The sequence below is a fragment of the Bradyrhizobium sp. Kon69 genome (assembly GCF_055807515.1).
The window spans coordinates 1-17,873 of the sequence record NZ_JBVVOS010000029.1; the positions used below are offsets into that span (position 1 = coordinate 1).

The 17,873-nt window shown below is 62.4% G+C and carries 15 protein-coding genes; 11 read left to right on the plus strand and 4 right to left on the minus strand.

What is annotated here, in order from left to right:
* On the plus strand, positions 1 to 453 hold a 453-nt coding region (locus AC0L3U_RS30890), incomplete at its 5' end, for a CARDB domain-containing protein (protein WP_473364288.1).
* 120 nt (positions 454 to 573) lie between these two features.
* The gene (locus AC0L3U_RS30895; protein ID WP_473364289.1) at positions 574 to 2,097 is read left to right on the plus strand and encodes an MATE family efflux transporter; all 1,524 of its coding nucleotides are present in this window, start codon (positions 574 to 576) and stop codon (positions 2,095 to 2,097) included.
* A 42-nt stretch (positions 2,098 to 2,139) separates the two neighbouring features.
* On the opposite strand, the gene AC0L3U_RS30900 is transcribed toward AC0L3U_RS30895, so the two are convergent.
* The 3 genes from AC0L3U_RS30900 to AC0L3U_RS30910 all read right to left on the minus strand — a co-directional run bounded on the left by AC0L3U_RS30900 (position 2,140) and on the right by AC0L3U_RS30910 (position 6,255).
* On the minus strand, positions 2,140 to 3,357 hold the full coding sequence (locus tag AC0L3U_RS30900) for a glycosyltransferase (protein ID WP_473364290.1): 1,218 nt from the start codon (positions 3,355 to 3,357) through the stop codon (positions 2,140 to 2,142).
* A gap of 437 nt (positions 3,358 to 3,794) precedes the next feature.
* Positions 3,795 to 4,973 carry a CgeB family protein gene (locus AC0L3U_RS30905; protein ID WP_473364291.1) on the minus strand — a complete coding sequence of 393 codons (1,179 nt, stop codon included), beginning with the start codon at positions 4,971 to 4,973 and terminating at the stop codon, positions 3,795 to 3,797.
* A gap of 4 nt (positions 4,974 to 4,977) precedes the next feature.
* Complete coding sequence (locus tag AC0L3U_RS30910) at positions 4,978 to 6,255, minus strand: hypothetical protein (RefSeq protein ID WP_473364292.1); 1,278 nt, start codon at positions 6,253 to 6,255, stop codon at positions 4,978 to 4,980.
* A 227-nt stretch (positions 6,256 to 6,482) separates the two neighbouring features.
* On the opposite strand from AC0L3U_RS30910, the gene AC0L3U_RS30915 reads away from it, so the two are divergent.
* The 8 genes from AC0L3U_RS30915 to AC0L3U_RS30950 all read left to right on the plus strand — a co-directional run bounded on the left by AC0L3U_RS30915 (position 6,483) and on the right by AC0L3U_RS30950 (position 15,947).
* Entirely contained in the window at positions 6,483 to 7,544 is a 1,062-nt protein-coding gene (locus tag AC0L3U_RS30915; protein WP_473364293.1) for a Gfo/Idh/MocA family protein, read from the plus strand.
* A 26-nt stretch (positions 7,545 to 7,570) separates the two neighbouring features.
* A complete protein-coding gene (locus AC0L3U_RS30920; protein WP_247818906.1) occupies positions 7,571 to 8,008 on the plus strand; it encodes an acyltransferase in 438 nt (145 codons plus the stop codon).
* Between the two features lie 3 nt (positions 8,009 to 8,011).
* The gene (locus AC0L3U_RS30925; RefSeq protein ID WP_247290310.1) at positions 8,012 to 9,112 is read left to right on the plus strand and encodes a DegT/DnrJ/EryC1/StrS family aminotransferase; all 1,101 of its coding nucleotides are present in this window, start codon (positions 8,012 to 8,014) and stop codon (positions 9,110 to 9,112) included.
* A 208-nt stretch (positions 9,113 to 9,320) separates the two neighbouring features.
* The gene (locus AC0L3U_RS30930; RefSeq protein WP_473364294.1) at positions 9,321 to 10,319 is read left to right on the plus strand and encodes an NAD-dependent 4,6-dehydratase LegB; all 999 of its coding nucleotides are present in this window, start codon (positions 9,321 to 9,323) and stop codon (positions 10,317 to 10,319) included.
* Positions 10,320 to 10,324: 5 nt separating this feature from the next.
* Positions 10,325 to 11,545, plus strand: coding sequence for a LegC family aminotransferase (locus AC0L3U_RS30935; protein ID WP_473364295.1), 1,221 nt, complete (start codon positions 10,325 to 10,327; stop codon positions 11,543 to 11,545).
* Complete coding sequence (locus AC0L3U_RS30940; protein ID WP_473364296.1) at positions 11,545 to 12,933, plus strand: hypothetical protein; 1,389 nt, start codon at positions 11,545 to 11,547, stop codon at positions 12,931 to 12,933. The genes AC0L3U_RS30935 and AC0L3U_RS30940 overlap by 1 nt, the downstream gene beginning before the upstream one ends.
* Before the next feature lie 62 nt (positions 12,934 to 12,995).
* Positions 12,996 to 14,321: an MATE family efflux transporter gene (locus tag AC0L3U_RS30945; protein WP_247290302.1), complete on the plus strand. Its 1,326-nt coding sequence runs from the start codon at positions 12,996 to 12,998 to the stop codon at positions 14,319 to 14,321.
* A gap of 57 nt (positions 14,322 to 14,378) precedes the next feature.
* Positions 14,379 to 15,947, plus strand: coding sequence for a hypothetical protein (locus tag AC0L3U_RS30950; protein WP_247290300.1), 1,569 nt, complete (start codon positions 14,379 to 14,381; stop codon positions 15,945 to 15,947).
* 2 nt (positions 15,948 to 15,949) lie between these two features.
* Here the strand turns inward: AC0L3U_RS30950 and AC0L3U_RS30955 are convergent, their stop codons facing one another.
* Positions 15,950 to 16,909 (minus strand): NAD-dependent epimerase/dehydratase family protein, encoded by a 960-nt coding sequence (locus AC0L3U_RS30955; protein ID WP_247290298.1) that lies wholly within the window; start codon positions 16,907 to 16,909, stop codon positions 15,950 to 15,952.
* Positions 16,910 to 17,074: 165 nt separating this feature from the next.
* Between AC0L3U_RS30955 and AC0L3U_RS30960 the strand changes: the two genes are divergently transcribed.
* On the plus strand, positions 17,075 to 17,872 hold the full coding sequence (locus tag AC0L3U_RS30960; RefSeq protein WP_247290296.1) for an FkbM family methyltransferase: 798 nt from the start codon (positions 17,075 to 17,077) through the stop codon (positions 17,870 to 17,872).
* Position 17,873 lies beyond the last annotated feature (1 nt).

Genomic DNA, 17,873 nt, shown 5'->3' on the forward strand with positions numbered 1-17,873 from the left:
TCGTTCGACAGCGTGAGCAGCACGACGATAGCGGCGGGCGGAAGCACTAACATCGACTTCTGGGTGGTGAATTTTGGTAAGGCTGCCGCCGCCGCGTCGATCTCGGGCCTCTATCTATCGACCGACGCCACGATCACGACCGGAGACACGCTGCTGACGACGGTGGCCTCGCCAGGGCTGTCGGCGAACGGGGCGCCGGGCTATTTCGATCACCAGACGATCTCGCTGGCGCTTCCCGCCAATCTGGCGCCCGGCACCTATTACATCGGCGGAATCTCGGACTACAATAATGCGATTTCGGAGAGCAACGAGGCCAACAACAATCACAATGCTACGCAAATTTCTGTTATTGCCGCATCGTCTCAGGTGCAGGACACGACTGGCGGCAGGGGGGACAACCCCGACTCCGGATTTCATTTTGTCGACCCGACAGGACACTTCATTATAGTCTGACCTCTTCGGGAGCCGATGACGGGTGATGGTCGCGGTTTGTTGCCCCGACTCAACTGCGATGACCAACGGGTGGCCGAGCTATGTCTCTGATCTATCGTTGATATGCAGCCTGAGAGCCGAATGAACGTCCCCGGCCGCCTTCGCCGCCTCATTCATGGCTGGTCTGCGAATGTCGTCCAGATGCTGCTTGCCCTGACCCAGCAGCTCGTTCTGATTCCGGCGTTTTTGCATTTCTGGAGCAGTGACACACTTGCGGCCTGGCTCGCGCTGTATGCGGCCGGAAGCCTCGTTGTCGTCGCCGATGCCGGCCTGCAGCTTCGTGCCATCAACCGCTTTCTCGCGTTCAAGGCCTGCGTCGATTCCGACGGACGCACGGCAACTTTCTACGCGCGCATGATGCGGCTCTATCTGGTGATCGTCCTGGGACTCAGTGCCCTGCTGATTGCGGGAACCGAGCTGTTCCCGCCGGCCGCAGTCCTCGGGTTTCACGAAACGCCGAGCTTCAATGTCGCGATGATCGTCATCACTGTCGGCACGCTGCTCGCTCTGCCGGCCAATCTCGTCTCGGGGCTCTATCGCGTGCGCGGCAAATACAGTCGCGCGGTGTGGTCGCAGAATGTCGCGCTGCTAGTTGGACAGATCGGACAGTTCATCGCGGTTGCATGGCTCGGGAGCCTGCTTGCGGTCGCGATCACTTTCGTCGCGACGCAGATTCTGTTCGCGTTGTTCTTGACCGTCTACGACGCCCCGCGCCAGTTGCCATTCCTGCGGCGGGGACGCGCGATCGCCTCACGGTCCTGGCTATGGAACGCCGGGCAATTCCGTCTTGCGCTGCCATTCGCCGTGGCCAATCTGACGGAGATCGCGCTCGCCAATGCGCCGATGCTGCTGGTCAGCGCGATGGTTGCCGATCGCGTGGCGGTCGCGCAATGGGGCTTGATCCGCGTGATCTCGAGCTTCCTGCGCGGCATCAGCATCCAGATGACATTGCCCATCGGCGCTGAGCTCGGCCACGATTTTGCGATCGGCGACTTGGTACGGCTGCGCGGCCTCTACGCTTACGGATCGCTGTTCATCACCGCGATGGCCAGCTTGATCGTCGGCGGGTTGCTGCCGTTCTGGCCGGATTTCTTCACATTGTGGACGCATGGCAGTATTCCGAACGACGCCGCGCTCACCGTCACGCTGCTGATAGGTTCAGCTGTCGTTGCGCCTTCCCTGATGGCCCTTAGTTTCGCCAATCACAGCAATCGTGGTAATCTCCTAGTGCGGACCAAGGGAGTACAGCTGGGAGTTTTCCTGGTGTTGTCTGCCGTGCTGATTCCCCGGCTCGGTCCGCTCGGTGCCGCAATCGCGATCGTTGCGAGCGACCTGCTTACCCAGTTCGGAATCCTGACGCTCGTGATCGTCTGCCAGACGCTAAGCCATCCGGTCCGCCACGTTGTGGTCCTGATCTCAACCATGGCGACGATCGTGCTCGGCGGATGGGGTCTTGGCGCAGCAATCCGGGATGTCGTGCCGGGGGCGGGGCTGCTGCCTTTCATCGCGGGGTGTGCGATCTGGCTGGTCGTCGTTGCCATCGCGGCCAGTCCGCTTCTGATGGAGCGGGTGCGTGCGCGGGTGCTGGCGGCGGTGCCGAACTGATTTAGCACATCCGGCCAATCGTCTTTCCTGCTCCTGTGGAAGTCAGTAGATCTGGGGATAGCGGCGGTATCGAAGCCGCATCAGCTTCCGGGCGAGCTGGCGATGACCCTCGTCAATCCGCTCGGCGAAAAAACCGAGCCGCTCCTTGCCGGCCGCGGCGAGCCGGCTGCGCTCCTCCGCCGAGCCGACCTTGACGATGGCCTTGGCCAGCGATGCGGGGTCGTCGTAGTCGAACAGGATTGCGGCATCGCCGGCTTGCGCCTTCAATGCTTCCGGATAGATTACGGGCGTTCCGACCGCCCAAGCTTCCAAGGGCGGGAGGTTGGTCGGGCCAAAATAGGTAGCCATCACCATCGCATTTGCAGCCCGATAGAGAGCGGCAAGCTCGGTGGAGGGGACGAAGCCAAGGATACGGACGGAATCTTCAAGCTTATGTTCGGTGACAAGTGCCTCGAAAGTGGATCGTGCACCAGGATCTGAGCCGCACAGCACCAGCCTATGCTTGTGCCCTTGATCTCTCAGCAGGCGCATGGCGAGCAGGATGGTCGCATGGTTCTTATGCGACCAAAACTGTGCAGGGTAAAACAGATAGCCTGGCTCCAAGCCGTATCTGCTTAAAATCGCAGAATCCTGTTCCCGTGTTGCCTCGTCCGCGTTCGCTCGGGTGACGTAAGGTGATGGCGAAAGAGGAATGCAGACGGCGCGGTCCCGCGTCATCGCATAACGAAAACATAATTTATCGATGAGCTCGTCGGCGTTCGTGATGACAAGGGCGGCTTTAATGCAAGCGCTGCGCCAAACGATTTCACGTCGCTCGAACTGGGCGAATTCGCGCACCTCGTCGAACTCGGGGCTGTCGCGGAAGCAACCGTCGAAAACCGTGATGATGAACGGCAGCTTGTAGAGCACCAGATTCCAGTTGGACGTGGTGGTGAAGTAGACGATATCGACCTCAGCGTTCCGGAGCTTTTTCTCGAACGGCGCGCAGGCGCGCAGGCTGTATTGCAGCAGATCGAACGGTCCCAGATATTTGAGGAACAAGAACAGGCGGTCGAGCCAGTTGAGTTTCAGATACACGCTGGTGATGCCGAGCTCGGCAAGGATCGCAACGTTATCGCGCAGCGTCGTGAATACGGTGACCTCCAGGCCGACGGTCCTGGCCCAGTCGTGCATCCATATGATGTCGGTGAGCGACTGCTGGAAACCGCCGCCGACGTCGAGCGGAAGTTCGAGGAACACACCAATGTGGTAGCGTTTCATCGTTCAGCGTCCACTCGTGTTTGTGGCTTCGGCAGCAAGTGATAGCGGCTGGTCAATCGAAACCCGCTGGAGTCTGACGTCGTGTCGACTTTGAATGGACACCCGTAGTACGTTCGGTGTGATTCGTAGGCAGACCACCTTGTCAAACGATCCTCTTCGTCAATGAGTATGTGGTTCACGCGAATGCTCGAGCTGATTTTCGACGCTTTGGGGTTGTGCGATCCGGCGCGAATTGAAGCGTCCCGTACTTGATCCGCTGGATGCGCGCTTGTTGAGAATGATCTTAGGTAAGGTTGCTCGCCGAATCTGAAATGACCAACGTATGCTATCCAGGCCCTTAAATAAAAAAGGCGCCATTAAACTGACATGGCGTCTATCAAGCGCAGGCACTTTGGCTATTTTGATTCGTACCGTCAAGAGCGAAGGACTCGCGACTTTCAGCTCACAAAGCGAAGAATGTCCTCGATCCGCCGCCTGAATGTATGGGTCGAAACTGTCCGCGCCTGTCCTGCGGCAGCAATTGCGCAGCGCTCGTCTTCGTTCCCAAGGTAGCGATCGATCAGCGTGAGACAGTCGTCGGCCGTGTGCCAAGCCGCGACCTCGCTGCCTATATCGAACAGTGTGTGGAGATTGTCCTTGAAATCGGTCAGCAGGAACGTGCCGGCGCCGGTCGCCTCGAACAGCCGCGCGTTGCCGGCCTCGCGGCCAGCCTGATCGATGTGCGAATTGAGCGTCAGGCGCGAGGCCCGGAGCGCCTGGTACATCTCCACGCCCCAGACCTCGCCTTGATAGCAGCGGTGCAGCGGCGACGAGGCGGGCAGGTTCTGCAGGCCGCTGCCGTAGAGCTTCAGGTCGTATTTCCAAGCCACCGCTTCGAGCTGTGCGACCCGCTGCTGGTGATCCGCCGACACCGCGCCCACGAAGGAGATGTCGATGCTGCGCTCGGGCGCCGGCGGAAGAAGGTCGAGGATATCTGGTTCGAAGGCCAGATGGACCACCTCGGACCTGACGCCAACGCTGCGGAAGGACTCAACGACCCGGAGAAGCTGCGAGATCATCAGATCATAGGCCGACCAATCCTCGCCGCGCGAGGGGACGATGCCGACCTGCCCGATCAGTATCGGCCGCCCGATGCCCTTGATCTGCCGCGCCAGGCGCGCATCGATGTGGAAGACGTCCTGGTTCAGCACGACGTCCGGCTTGAATCCCTCGATCTGCGCCAACAGGATCTCTTCCGCCTGCGCATCGAGCCGTGGGCTCAAGCCCACTTTTCGTGCCAGTGGCCTGAGGATCGGCTTGAATGGCGCGATCATGCGTTGAAGCGAGCCGGGGATCGCTCGCCGTTGAGCCTCGTTTCCCGGCTCCGGTGGCTGTTCGAAAGCAAGCCCGTGTTCGCGCGCCCAAGCTGCGCGCATCCAGGGATTGTTGATGTGAATGTCGGCGGCGACATGCCCAGCGGCCGCGAAGTTGCGTGAGTAGAAATCGGCAACGCCGAACAGGCTGGCATTGCGCGCCGCCATCTGCGTCGCGTAAGTCGCGCCGGCAAGATCGGGCGTGCGACGGTACAGCCAGGTCAGAAAGCGTGGGTAGTCGGCGTTGAGGATGAGGACGCGCATCGCGTTAATCCGCTCGTTCGGTTGTGTCTCGCGGCATCACATACCACAGGAGAAACAACACGACGGCTCCATGGGTCAGCATCACAGTCGTGAATGGCACGTTCAGCAGGGTCTGCGGCAACAGTGCCGAGGAAACCAGAACAATGCGCTGGGATGCGCCCGCGGACATGCCGTTGGCGATGGCGACGACGATGCCGCATACGAGTGCAGAGATCGGGGCAAGCAGCGGGCCGACCGACGCAACGCCTTCGGTGGCGAAGAGCGAGGCGTTCATGTAGCCACCGATGCCAAACCAATTGTAAATGACAACTGCCAGTGGCTCCCGATAGTGGCAAGGCATGATTGGCTTCAAATAGCTGATCTGACAGAAATGCGTCTGTTCGTGGCTGAAAAAGAACGCGTTGTAATAGTCCATCGCAAGCGAGGGTATGGCCACCATGCGAAGGTTCACCAGCTGGAATACCGCCATCGCGGACCGCTCAGGCAATAGGCCGCTCTGGTAAAGGCTGAACAGAACCAACCCTGTCGCAGTCGGGAGCAGGAGGGACAGGATGACGGTGAGCCGCAAGCCGATGAACCGTGTCACCACGAACATGAGGACGAGCCATGCCGGGGCAAAGAAAGCCTGCTTGCTCAATGTGACCGGATAGAACAGCAGCAGCAGGATGACGACGGCGCCGGCCCGCCAGAGTTTTCCATGCACGGCGTAGCATGCGAATGCGAACGGCAAGAGGGCCGTCATTGTGATCCCAACCAGGTAGTTCACCAGTGCCGGTGCGGTCAAAGCTTCGCGATACGTGTAGATGTCTCCGAGCGAGACCAGCCTGAAGTTGTAATACGCCCCGATCGCGGCGACGGCGGCCCCGATCAGAACGATCCAGCCCAATAGCCGCTCTAAAGCCTGCGAGGACAATTCCAGCAATCGCGGCAAGGTTGGCTGGTGAAGTGCTGGCAACAGGAATGCCACGGCGGAGGCCGCCGCAGAGAGGCCGCTCAGGCGATGGTTGTAATCGAACTCGGTGAAGTTGTTGAGCCAGAGATAGCCGGCAATCATGACGAAGAGGTAGTAGCCGGCAAAATAGCCGAAGCTGAACCGGGCGCGGACGAACAAGATGGTCAGGACGGCGAACGCTGCGACCGTAGCAATCGCGGTGGGTAGCCTCTCGTTGTCGAAGATAATGCTGTAGACCGGGTAGATGCGCGCCACGCAGATCAGCGAGATGCTGCCCAGGACCAGGTGGCACAGGATGAGCAGCGCTACGCCGCGATCGTTGCCGCGCAAACGAAATCCGTCCGCGGCCCTGTGATCCGTGAAGTTCGTGGGAGGCACCATGTGGCGGATCGGATATCCCATTTGAGGAACGCAGGCAATGTCCAAGGCACGCCCGAATGGGGATATTGAACTGTCTAAAGCCTTGATTTATTCGGGCTTTTGTTAATATAGGTCAGCCTGACCGGTGCGCTCAGACCCTTTCGTCACGAGCCATCAACGGGAAAGATCGAGGTCTTATGGTTAGGTTCGGCCTGCTCGGATGCGGGCGTATCGCCAAGCGCCACTCCGAGATCCTCGGCGGCGGCATCATTGAAGGCGCTCGCCTTGTCGCGGTGTGCGATTCCGATCGCGCACGGGCGGATGCGATCGCCGCGAAGTTCAAGGTCGCCGCGTATGCCGCTCTCAACGAGATGCTCGCACGCGACGACATTGACGCTGTCGCGGTGCTCACGCCGAGCGGGATGCATCCGCAGCATGCGATCGCCTGCGCGCGCGCGGGCAAGCATGTGGTGGTCGAAAAGCCGATGGCGCTGCGGCTGCAAGACGCCGACGACATGATCCGCGCCTGCGATGCAGCCGGCGTCAAGCTCTTCGTCGTCAAGCAGAACCGCTTCAACGTGCCGATTGTCAAGGCGCGCGAGGCGCTCGATGCCGGCCGCTTTGGAAAGCTCGTGCTCGGCACGGTTCGCGTGCGCTGGTGCCGGGAGCAGGCCTATTACAATCAAGACGCTTGGCGAGGGACCTGGGCGCAGGACGGCGGCGTGCTGACCAACCAGGCCAGCCATCACATTGACATGCTGGAGTGGTTCTTCGGCGACGTGGTCAGCGTTCATGCGCGCAGCGCGACCGCGCTGGTGAAGATCGAGACCGAGGACACGGCGGTTGCTACGCTGAAGTTCCGCAATGGGGCACTGGGAATCATCGAGGCCACGACCGCGGTGCGTCCGGCTGATCTCGAGGGGTCGCTCTCGATCCTGGGTGAGAAGGGAACGGTCGAGGTCGGCGGCTTCGCCATGAACCACATCCGCCACTGGCGTTTCGTCAACGAGTTGCCGTCTGACAAGGAGGTGATCGAAAAGTTCTCGGTCAACCCGCCGAACGTCTATGGCTTCGGCCACCAGGCCTATTATCAGCAGGTCGTCGAGTGTCTCGCTGACCGCGGCGCAGCTCTGGTCGACGGGCTGCAGGGCCGCAAGAGCCTGGAACTGATCTCGGCGCTCTACGAATCGATCGAGACGGGGCAGGAGGTGCCGCTTCACTTCGTGCCTCGCCGCAGTCGGCTGGGTGTTGCTTCGTGAGTGGCCCCGAGCGCCATCAGGTCGGAATGCGAGACGTCAGCTTCGGTATCGGCGTCAAGATCGTCGAGCCCTGCAATCTCTACGGTTGCACGATCGGCGATGACTGCTTCATCGGCCCCTTCACCGAGATCCAGAAGGATGTCGTCGTCGGCGCCCGCACGCGCGTGCAATCGCACAGTTTCGTCTGCGAGCTCGTCAGCATCGGTGAGGACTGCTTCATCGGCCACGGCGTGATGTTCATCAACGACACCTTCGCGGGCGGTGGTCCGGCGCGCGGTCGCAAGGAGCTGTGGCGTGAGACCCGGATCGGCAACAGGGTGTCGATCGGCTCGAATGCCACGATCATGCCGGTCACGATCGTGGACGACGTCGTGATCGGCGCGGGCTCGGTGGTGACCAGGGACATCACCGCGGCCGGAACCTATGCCGGCAATCCGGCGCGCCTATTGACCTTGCGGAAGTGACTGATGGCCGTACCCTTCGCTGATCTCCAGCTCCAGTACCAGAACATCAAGGGCGAGATCGACGCTGCGATTGCGGTTGTCATCCGCGACAACGCCTTTATCCGCGGCCCATTTGTCGATGCGTTCGAGCGCGACTTTGCCAAGGCCGCATCCGTCAAGCACTGCGTCTCCTGTGCCAACGGGACGGATGCGCTTTATCTGGCGATGGCCGCGCTCAAGGTGAAGCCGGGCGATGAGGTGATCACGACGGCACATTCCTGGATATCGACCTCGGCAATGATCACTCACGCCGGCGCTGTCGTGAAGTTTTGCGATACCGATGGTGTGACGTTTACGATCGATCCCGCGGCGATCGAGGCTGCGATCACACCGCGCACCGTCGGCATCATTCCAGTGCACCTCTATGGTCAGCCTGCCGAGATGGACGCGATCATGGGAATCGCGAGCAACCATGGTTTGTGGGTGATCGAGGATTGTGCCCAGGCGCATCTGGCCCGCTACAAGGGGCAGATGGTGGGAACGTTCGGCGCGGCCGCAACCTACTCGTTTTATCCGGGCAAGAATCTTGGCGCGATGGGCGATGCCGGCGCCGTCGTCACCAATGACGCCGGGCTTGCCGAGCACATGACGCGGCTCGCGCGTCACGGCGGCCTGGTGAAGCATCAACATGAGATCGAGGGCGTCAACAGCCGGCTCGACGGAATGCAGGCCGCGATCCTGTCGGCAAAGCTTCCGCATCTGGCGGCCTGGACCGAGGCGCGGCAGCGTGCGGCCGCGGTCTATGATTCCGGCCTCAACCGGATCGAGGGGGTGAGCGTACCGCAGGTCGCGCCTGGTCGCCACCACGTCTATCACCTTTATACCATCCGGCATCCGCGACGAGATGCGCTGGCGGCTCACCTCAACGCTAACGGCGTGCAGACCGCAATCAACTATCCGACCGCGCTGCCGCTGCTTCAGGCGTACGCGCGATTCGGTCACACGGCGGCGGAATTTCCACATGCATACCGGGACCAGACCAGCATCCTGTCGCTGCCGATTTTTGCCGAAATCACGCCCGCGCAGCAGGAGAGCGTGATCCGGCTCGTGCGCGAATTTGCATAGCCCCGGTGGCGCGCCTGTCGCGCAAGAGATTTGTTGATCTTTCTCAAAGACTTGTGCAACAGGGACGGTTGTATTTCGTGCCGGGGTCCCGAGCCCATTGCGGGCCTGCAGTGCATTCAAAACTGGCCTCCAGCGGCGGGAATGATTAGAAGCTGCCGTATCAGGTGGGCAGGCAGGTTGGGTGGCCTGCCAGAGGGGAACCGGAACTTTGCGAAAAGTACTTTTGACGGGTGCGGGTGGGTTCATCGGATCGCACCTCGCCGAAGAGCTGGTCCGACGCAATGTCGCAGTGCGCACGTTCGTGCACTACAACAGCGCGGGTTCGTACGGATGGCTCGATTCCTCGTCGCCCGAGATCCGCAAGGAGTTTGACGTCTTCGCGGGCAATGTTTGCGACCCCAACGGCGTGCGAACAGCGATGAAGGGATGCGATGCGGTGCTGCATCTCGCCGCGCTGATTGCCATTCCCTATTCGTATCACTCGCCCGACACGTATGTGGAGGCCAACATCCGCGGCACCCTCAACGTTCTGCAGGCAGCGCGCGATCTCGGCGTCGAAAAGGTCATCCATACCTCGACCAGCGAGGTCTACGGCACCGCGCAATTCGTTCCGATCACCGAAGAGCATCCGCTGCAGGGCCAGTCGCCTTACTCCGCGACCAAGATCGGCGCCGACCAGCTTGCGTTGTCATTTGAGCGATCGTTCGGCACGCCGGTGGTCGTGGTGCGGCCCTTCAACACGTATGGCCCGCGGCAATCGGCCCGCGCGGTGATCCCGACCATCATCACCCAGATCGCGGCAGGCGCGCGCAAGATCAAGCTCGGCAGCATTCATCCGACCCGCGACTTCAACTTCGTCGCGGACACCGTCGGCGGCTTCCTGGCGGCGCTTGATTCCAAGGCCGGCAAGGGCGAGGTCATCAATATCGGCAGCGCCTTCGAGATCTCGATCGGCGACACCGTGAACCTGATCGCAGAGCTGATGGGAGTCGAGATCGAGATCGAGCATGACGACGTTCGTGTGCGCCCCGAGCGCAGCGAGGTCGAGCGGCTATGGGCCTCCAACGCCAAGGCGCAGAAGCTGCTGGGCTGGTCGCCGCGTTTCGGCGGCGTCGACGGCCTTCGTAGGGGTCTTGAGCAGACCATCGCCTGGTTCACCAAGCAGGACAATCTCGCCCGCTATCGCGTCAATACCTACACGTTGTGAGCACCATGAGCATGTCCTCCGCGCAAGCGAGCCCGAATCGTCCCGCCATGCTTGACGTCAAGCCGGTGCTTGACGCCGTCGATGCCGCGCTCGGCTCAGCCCAGCGTCCGGTCGAACTGCATGAGCCGCGGTTCGGGGGTCGCGAGCGCGAGCTGGTGCTCGACTGCATCGACACCAACTGGGTGTCGTCGGCCGGCAAATACGTCACACGTTTCGAGGAAATGGTGGCGGAGGCGACCGGCTCGCGCCACGCGGTTGCGATCGTCAACGGCACCGCGGCGCTGCATGCGGCGTTGGTGCTGGAGGGCGTCGAGCCTGACGACGAGGTGCTGCTGCCTTCGATCACCTTCGTCGCCACCGCCAACGCCATCAGCCATGCCGGCGCGGTGCCTCACTTCGTCGACTCGACCTGGGACACGCTGGGGCTCGACCCGCGTGCGCTCGAGGCCCATCTCGATGCAATCGCCGTGCAGCAGAACGGCGCCTGGGTGAACAGGCACACGGGGCGCCGGCTTCGCGCCGTCGTGCCCGTGCACATTTTCGGGCATCCCGTCGACATGGCTGCGCTCGGCGCGGTTGCGGCCCGCTACGGCCTCGTCATCGTCGAGGATGCGACCGAGTCGCTGGGCTCGCGCCTGAACGGCAAGGGCTGTGGCACGTTCGGCCATTCCGCGGTGCTGAGCTTCAATGGCAACAAGATCGTCACGACGGGCGGCGGCGGCATGATCGTGACCGACGACGAGGCGCATGCCCGCCACGCCCGGCATCTCACGTCGACGGCAAAGAAGGCCCACGCCTGGGCGTTCGAGCATGACGAGATCGCGTACAACTACCGCCTGCCCAACATCAATGCCGCGCTCGGCTGCGCGCAGATGGAGCGGCTGGGGGGAATGGTCGCGGCCAAGCGTGTCCTCGCTCAGCGCTATCTCGATGCCTTCCGTGATTTTCCCTCGGCGCGCATCTATCGCGAGCCGAAGGGGTCCGAGAGCAATTATTGGCTCAATACGCTGGTGCTCGACCGCGACTATGCCCCCGAGCGCGACCGCTTGCTTCAGGCCCTGCACGGCCACGGCATTCGTGCACGCCCGCTGTGGACGCCGATGCACCTGTTGCCGATGTACCGCGACTGTCCGCGCGCGGCGCTCCCCGTGGCCGAGGACATGAATACCCGCTGCATCAACTTGCCGAGCAGTCCGTTCCTGGCGGAAAGCGCGAACGAGCGCTGATGCCCCGGATCGTTTTCTTCACGATTCACAGCACGACGGCCTGGTGGAAGTACCTGGCCTCGCGCATGGAGTTTGCCGACGCCGTCGTGCTCAGCGATCTGCGCGACGACGGCGACCATTCGCTGGTCGACGACTTCTATCGCTTCGTCGACAGGGGCGATGCCGCTGCCGCGGCATTCGACCGGTTCGGCCAGGACGGATGTGCCGATATCATCCTGCGCTGTCGCGTGCTCAGGAGCCTCGATCGCGATGTCGCGCTCAGGATGATCGGCGGCATGACGCAGGCGATCGAGCAGGCTTTTGACAAGCTTGCCCCCGAGCTGGTCACGACATTCACCATCGACCGCTACGTCATGGACGTGATGGAGCGCATCGCGCGGCGGCGTGGCATCGACTTCCTGGAGATGACGACCTCGATCATCCCGGATCAGGTCATGCTGATGCGCCGGGGAAAGCCGGTCTGGTTGCGCGAGCCGTCCGCGGAGGACATCGCCGCGGCCGTCGGCCAGCTCTGCAAGGAGGATTTCGCGCCGGCCTATGTGCGTGACGCCAAGCGTTTTTCGCTCGCCAGGTTCTGGCGGATCTTCGGCTACTATGCACTGCGCGGGGCCTACTTCAACATCTGGCGGTTCATCAAGCGCGATCGCTACAATTGCCACTATCTCGACGCACTGAAGCGGCTGAAGCACAAGGTGCGTATGCGCGACGTCGCCGTGGTCGGGTTGCTCGATCACGGCTGGGACAAGCGGCTCGCCGGAGTCGAGCGCGAGCGCCGGGTATTCCTCGGGCTTCAGCTCTTCCCCGAAGCTTCGATGGACTACTGGCTCGAATCGCAGGGTATGCTCGCGCATGACGACGTGCTGGTGCGCTATTGCGAGGTGCTCGGCCGTGCAGGCTACCGCATCTTCGTCAAGGACCATCCGCTGCAATTCGGTTTTCGTCAGCGCGAGCTGTTGGAGCGCCTGGCGAAGCTGCCGGCCGTTGTGCTGGTGCCTTACGACGTGCCTGCGAATCTGCTGATCGGGAAGTGCGCGGTGTCGGTCACGTTCACCGGTACCATCGGCTTCCAGGCGGCGCTCGCCGGGTTGATTTCCGTCGCGACCGAGCCTTACTACGCAACCGAGCAGCACTTCCTGCATGTCCGCGACACAAGCGAGATCGACGGTCTCGCCGAGCGGCTTGCAAAATGGCAACCGCCTGACGATCTCGCCGCGACGCGTCGCGCAATCATGCGGCACCTGGCGTCGATCAGCGTCGAGGGCGACTATTTCGGCTGGCGCAAGTTCGATCCCGAGAACGAAGCCGTGCGGGCTTCAGTCGAGCCGCTGGCACGCTCGTTGAACGCGCACCTGCCGCAATTCATGAAGTCCTGCAAGGCCGTCGCTTGACGATCCCGCGGGGAACGCACTTGCAACCGATGTCGTCGTCCGGCGGAGATGGAAACAGCGCGATGCGACTTCGTCTGCTTGATCTCGTGACGCGTCCGGCGGTTGCCGGCACGGTCGCGGCGCTGGTGCTGCGCGCGCTGACGCTGGCGAGCCGCTTTCTGCTGTCGTTGCTGCTGGCGCGCATGTTGTCGCCAGCGGAAATGGGACAGTACGGCCTCTTGACCGCGACGCTGGCCTTCGCGCTGCTCGCAGTCGGTCTGGAGTTCTACTCCTACACCTTGCGCGAACTGGTGCCGGCCACGCCTGAGCGGCGCGCGCGCATCATCGCCGACCAGATGGTGCTTGGCACGGCCGCGCTCGTGGCGGTCGGCATCGTGGTTGCCGTCGCGATCGCCGCGGGCTCCTTTCCGGCGCGTCTGGCGCCGTGGTTCATCCTGATCCTCGTCACCGAACACGTCTCGCTGGAGGCGACGCGGATCCTGATCATCACCTGGCGGCCGGTGAGGGCTTATATCGGCGTGTTCCTGCGCGGCGGGATCTGGGTGTATGCGATCGCCGTTCTGATGTTCGCGGCGCCCTCGACGCGGACGCTGGAAACAGTGATGGTCTGGTGGGCGCTCGGTGGTATGGCGGCGATTGCCTTTTCTGCGTTCTCGCTCTCCGAATTGCCGTGGCGCGAACTCGGGGGATACCGGCCGGACCTCAAGAACATCCGGCAGGGCCTCTGGATCGCGCGTCCCTTCATGCTGACGGCCGGGGGAGCGCTGGTCATTTCCTATGTCGATCGCTTCGTCATCGACGCCTTCGTCGGCCGCGATGCGCTCGGCATCTACACGTTCTATTCCACGATCCTGATCGGCCTGCTGTCACTGGGCGCCTCGGTGTCGCACCAGTTCCTGCCGAAGGTTATTGCGGGCTATACGGCGGGCAGGGATGCCTATCGCACCGCGCTGCGCTCGTTCTTCTGGTCCATGCTGGCACTCGTCTGTGCCACGATGATCCTGTCGGCCTTTGCGATGAGGCCCATGCTCGCGCTGCTCGGGCTGTCGACTTACGCAGCGAGCATCGGTGTGTTTTACGCCATGCTGCCAGGAATATTCCTGCGCATGCTGGCGGATGTTCCCTCCTATGCGCTGTATTCGGCGCGGTCGGATAAGTATCTTCTGATCTGCAATCTCGGTTCCGCCGCGGTATCGACGGTGCTTAACGTGACGATGATCCCCGTACTCGGCATCTACGGTGCGGCGCTTGCCGGCGGGATCGCCAGCGCGGCGCTGTTCGTGTCCCTGACCGGCTTTGCCGTCCACAGGATGCGCGAGAGCTTCAGGGAACCCGCCGCAACCGAGACGGTCGGCCTTCCCACCGATCCAGACATGCTCTACCCCTGAGGGCGGTTCATAGGTAAACGTCAAGACAATTTCACGTCTTAACCCGAGGGGCGCTTCTTGGACGGCAAATTGCAGCAGCGGCTGCTTCCGTTGGTCGGCGCTCTCGCGTCGCCCGCGATTCTGATGACCGTAATCTGGTTCGGGGCGCTTTTCGCTGTCGCCGTCGGGCCGATCGACTATCCGGGACAGCCGTCGATGGCAGTGCTGACCGTGGTTGCGATCGGGCTGGCGGTCTTCTTGCTGTCCTATCGGGGCGGCAAGCTAGCCTTCGATCGCTGGTTCGCAGGCCACGACCGTTCCCCGCCGGCCTCTGCACGACTGCTCAACAACGTCACCTTAGCCGCGTCGCTGTTCGGCATCGTCGGCATAGCGCTGGTGGCGCTTGACCGCACGTTCCTCAGCGGCGTGAGCAATTCCAGCTATGCCGAACTGCTACGTTGTGCGCCTGGGCTCGTCGACACGGTTGCGATCAGACGCACGCCGCTGCTCTATGGCGGTTACGTGATGTTCTCGTTTGGCTTCGCCTCCCTCGTGCTGTTCTTGCTCAGGGGAGAGGAGATCAGGGGATGGGCAGCGGCATTGGCGCAACTATCCATCATCTCGCCGGTCGGTTATGCGCTGCTTTATTCCGGACGCATGCCGATCCTGTTCGTTCTCGTCTTGGTCGCGATGGCGATGCTGGTGCGCCTCGCACAGGGACGAACGCTTCTGCCGCGGGGCCATTATCTCCTGCCCAAGACCGTGATCGCCGTGGGCGTGTTCGCGGTCTATTCGAGCGCGATCTGGTCCAGCCGCCAGAACTTCTGCATCCTGATGTCGCCCCTGATCGCCGAATTGCAGCAGGAGACAAACCAGCTCGACACGGCCGCGGCAGCCGGCGCGCCCGCGGCATCAAGCAAAGCCCACCGCTCCAGGCCCGCGGAGGCGATCACCGCAGCCGAGCTCAACAAGCGCGTCGCTGAGACGAAGGCGGTACCGTCACAGGCCACCGGTACGACCTCGATGGAAGCCGTTCTGGCCACGATGCTCGATGCCTGGAACGTCAAGCCGCGCGGCTATGTTGCGTCGGCGATCCAATCTAGCCGTGTGTCGGCGCGCAGCGCGATGATTGGGTTGAGCACGTATTTTTATCTGACACACGGCGTGCGAACGGTCGATATCGTCTGGAAGTCGCGCGACAAGTTCACGCCCCAATGGGGCGTTTACGAGATCGGCGCGCTGTCGCCTTTGCTGCGGATATTCTTCCCGGAGAGCGATCAGGTCGCAATCATGGAGGCCGAACTGCGGGAAGCGCTGATCTATGGCTTCTTTCCGAGCGTCTGGGCCGCCGCCTTCATCGATTTCGGCCTTGTCGGCGCGATCGTCTACGTCGTGATCTGGGGAGGGGTGGCCGGCTGGAGCACGGCAGGAAGCCGGCACTCCGGTCTGATGACGCCGCTGCTGCTGCTCGTGTTCGCGCTCGCCAGCGTCCTGCTCAGTCCGGTTCAGGGACCTCTCGGCGTGGCCAATTCGGCCCTGGTGCTGGTGTCGATGGTGGCGACCGGGCTGGTGCTGGATCTCGCCAGGCTGCGCGCGAAGGCACCACAGGAAGCCGGCGGAGTCGGGCTTAACAGGCCGGCGACTTGATCTCAGCGCGCGGAGATGTTGCGCAGCCAGGCAACGGTTGCTGCGACGCCTTGCTCCATATCGCACGGAAGCGGGCCGCAGACCGCGGCGGTCTGTGCCAGATCGAACTGATACTGCGTGAGCACGTTGTTCAGGCGAAACGAGTTGAACGGAAACCGCTTCAATCCCATCGCGTTCACGGCGTCGCCGCAAAGCGCCAGCGTGTGGGCGACGCCGGTCGGCAGATGCGGGATCGGACGCGAACCGAAGGCGCGTTGGAATGCGTCGCTCCACGCGATCAGATCGATCGGCGTGTAGTCGGCGAGATAGAACGTCCGGCGATGGATCTGCTCCGCCGGAACGCTCAGCAGACGCCAATACTGGAAGGCGATGTTTTCGATATAGCTGTAGGACTTCCAGAGCGGGTCGTGCCCGACATGGAAATAGTGGCCGCGCTCGATCATGTGCAGGAAGCGCTGGTAGTGCGCGCTCATGCCGGGGCCCCAGACGGTCGTGGGGCGCACCAGGCACCATTCGCGCTCTGCGCCGTCGGCGCTGCGGACGATCTCCTCGGTCCGCACCTTGCTCTTTCCGTAGAGCGTGTCGGCCTTGTAGTCGGTGTCGCTGGTCGGCACATAGCCGACGCGGCAGACGAGCTGCGACGAGGTCCAGATCGCTCGCCGCACCGACGGCGTGCGCCGCACGGCCTCGACCAGGTTTTCGACGCCCTCGATATTGGCGGTGTAGCCGGCAAGGTCGGTCTTCTCGTCGAGGTCGATGCGGGCGGCGAGATGAACCACCCCATCGGGTGCGGCGCCGGTGACGGCTTTCGTCAGGCCGCCGGCATCGAGGATATCGCACACGATATCGGTGGTCTCGGCCGGAACCTTGTCGAGCCCCACGACCTCGCAATGCTCGGCGCGCAGTCGCCGCACCAATGCCTGGCCGATGAAGCCGGAGCTTCCGGTCACGAGTACTTTCATGCTGATGTCGCTGTCTTTGCCCACGGGGCGGTCGCTTGACCGGCTTGCCGGGCTGATCTACCAAACCGACCAGTCGATTGCAAACTGTCGCAAATTCATTGTGAGCAGGGGCATTTTGCGATCGCGATCCTCCACCTCGGCTTCTGCCCAACCGGCGCTCGCTTCATGAAGGCATTCGTCTCTGCCGCGTTTCAGGCCATCAATAACGTCCTGGAACCGATCGGCCTGCGCCTGATGCGTACCAACGCGCCGGTCAGGAATTTCAGTCTGTTCTTCAAGCATCTGAAGTCGCTCGGCTTCAATGTGAAGACGGTGGTCGACGTCGGCGTCGCATTCGGCACGTCGCCGATCTATGATGCATTCCCGCGCGCCAAATACTTCTTGGTCGAGCCGGTGGCGGAATGCCGAACGCTGCTGGAGCAGCTCAAGCAACGGCTCAACGCCGAGTATTTCTTGGTCGCGGCCGGTGCCGAGAACGGCGAGATCACCTTCAACGTCCATGACGACATCTCGGGCTCCAGCATCTTCGCACAGGTCGAGGGCAAGGCGCTCGACGGCGAGGCGCGCAAGACGCCGATGCGCCGGCTCGACTCGCTGTTGCCGGAGACGCTCGAGCACCCGGTGTTCCTCAAGGTCGATACGCAGGGCGCCGAGATCGAGGTGTTGAAGGGGCTCGGCACGCGGATCAGCGAGATCGATCTCATGATCCTCGAAACCACCATGATGCCCATGCGGCATGGCATTCCGCAATTCGCCGACGTCGTGCGCTTCTGCGACGACGCCGGCTTTGCAGTCTACGACGTGCTGGAAGGGCATATGCGCTCGCTCGACGGCGCGCTTGCCCAGATCGATCTTGCTTTCATCCGCAAGGACAGCCCGCTGCGCAGCCAGGCGGCTTATTTCAGCCCCGAGCAGCTTGGCGAATATCTCAAGCGTCCGAGCAAGCTGCAGCGGCAAGCTTGAC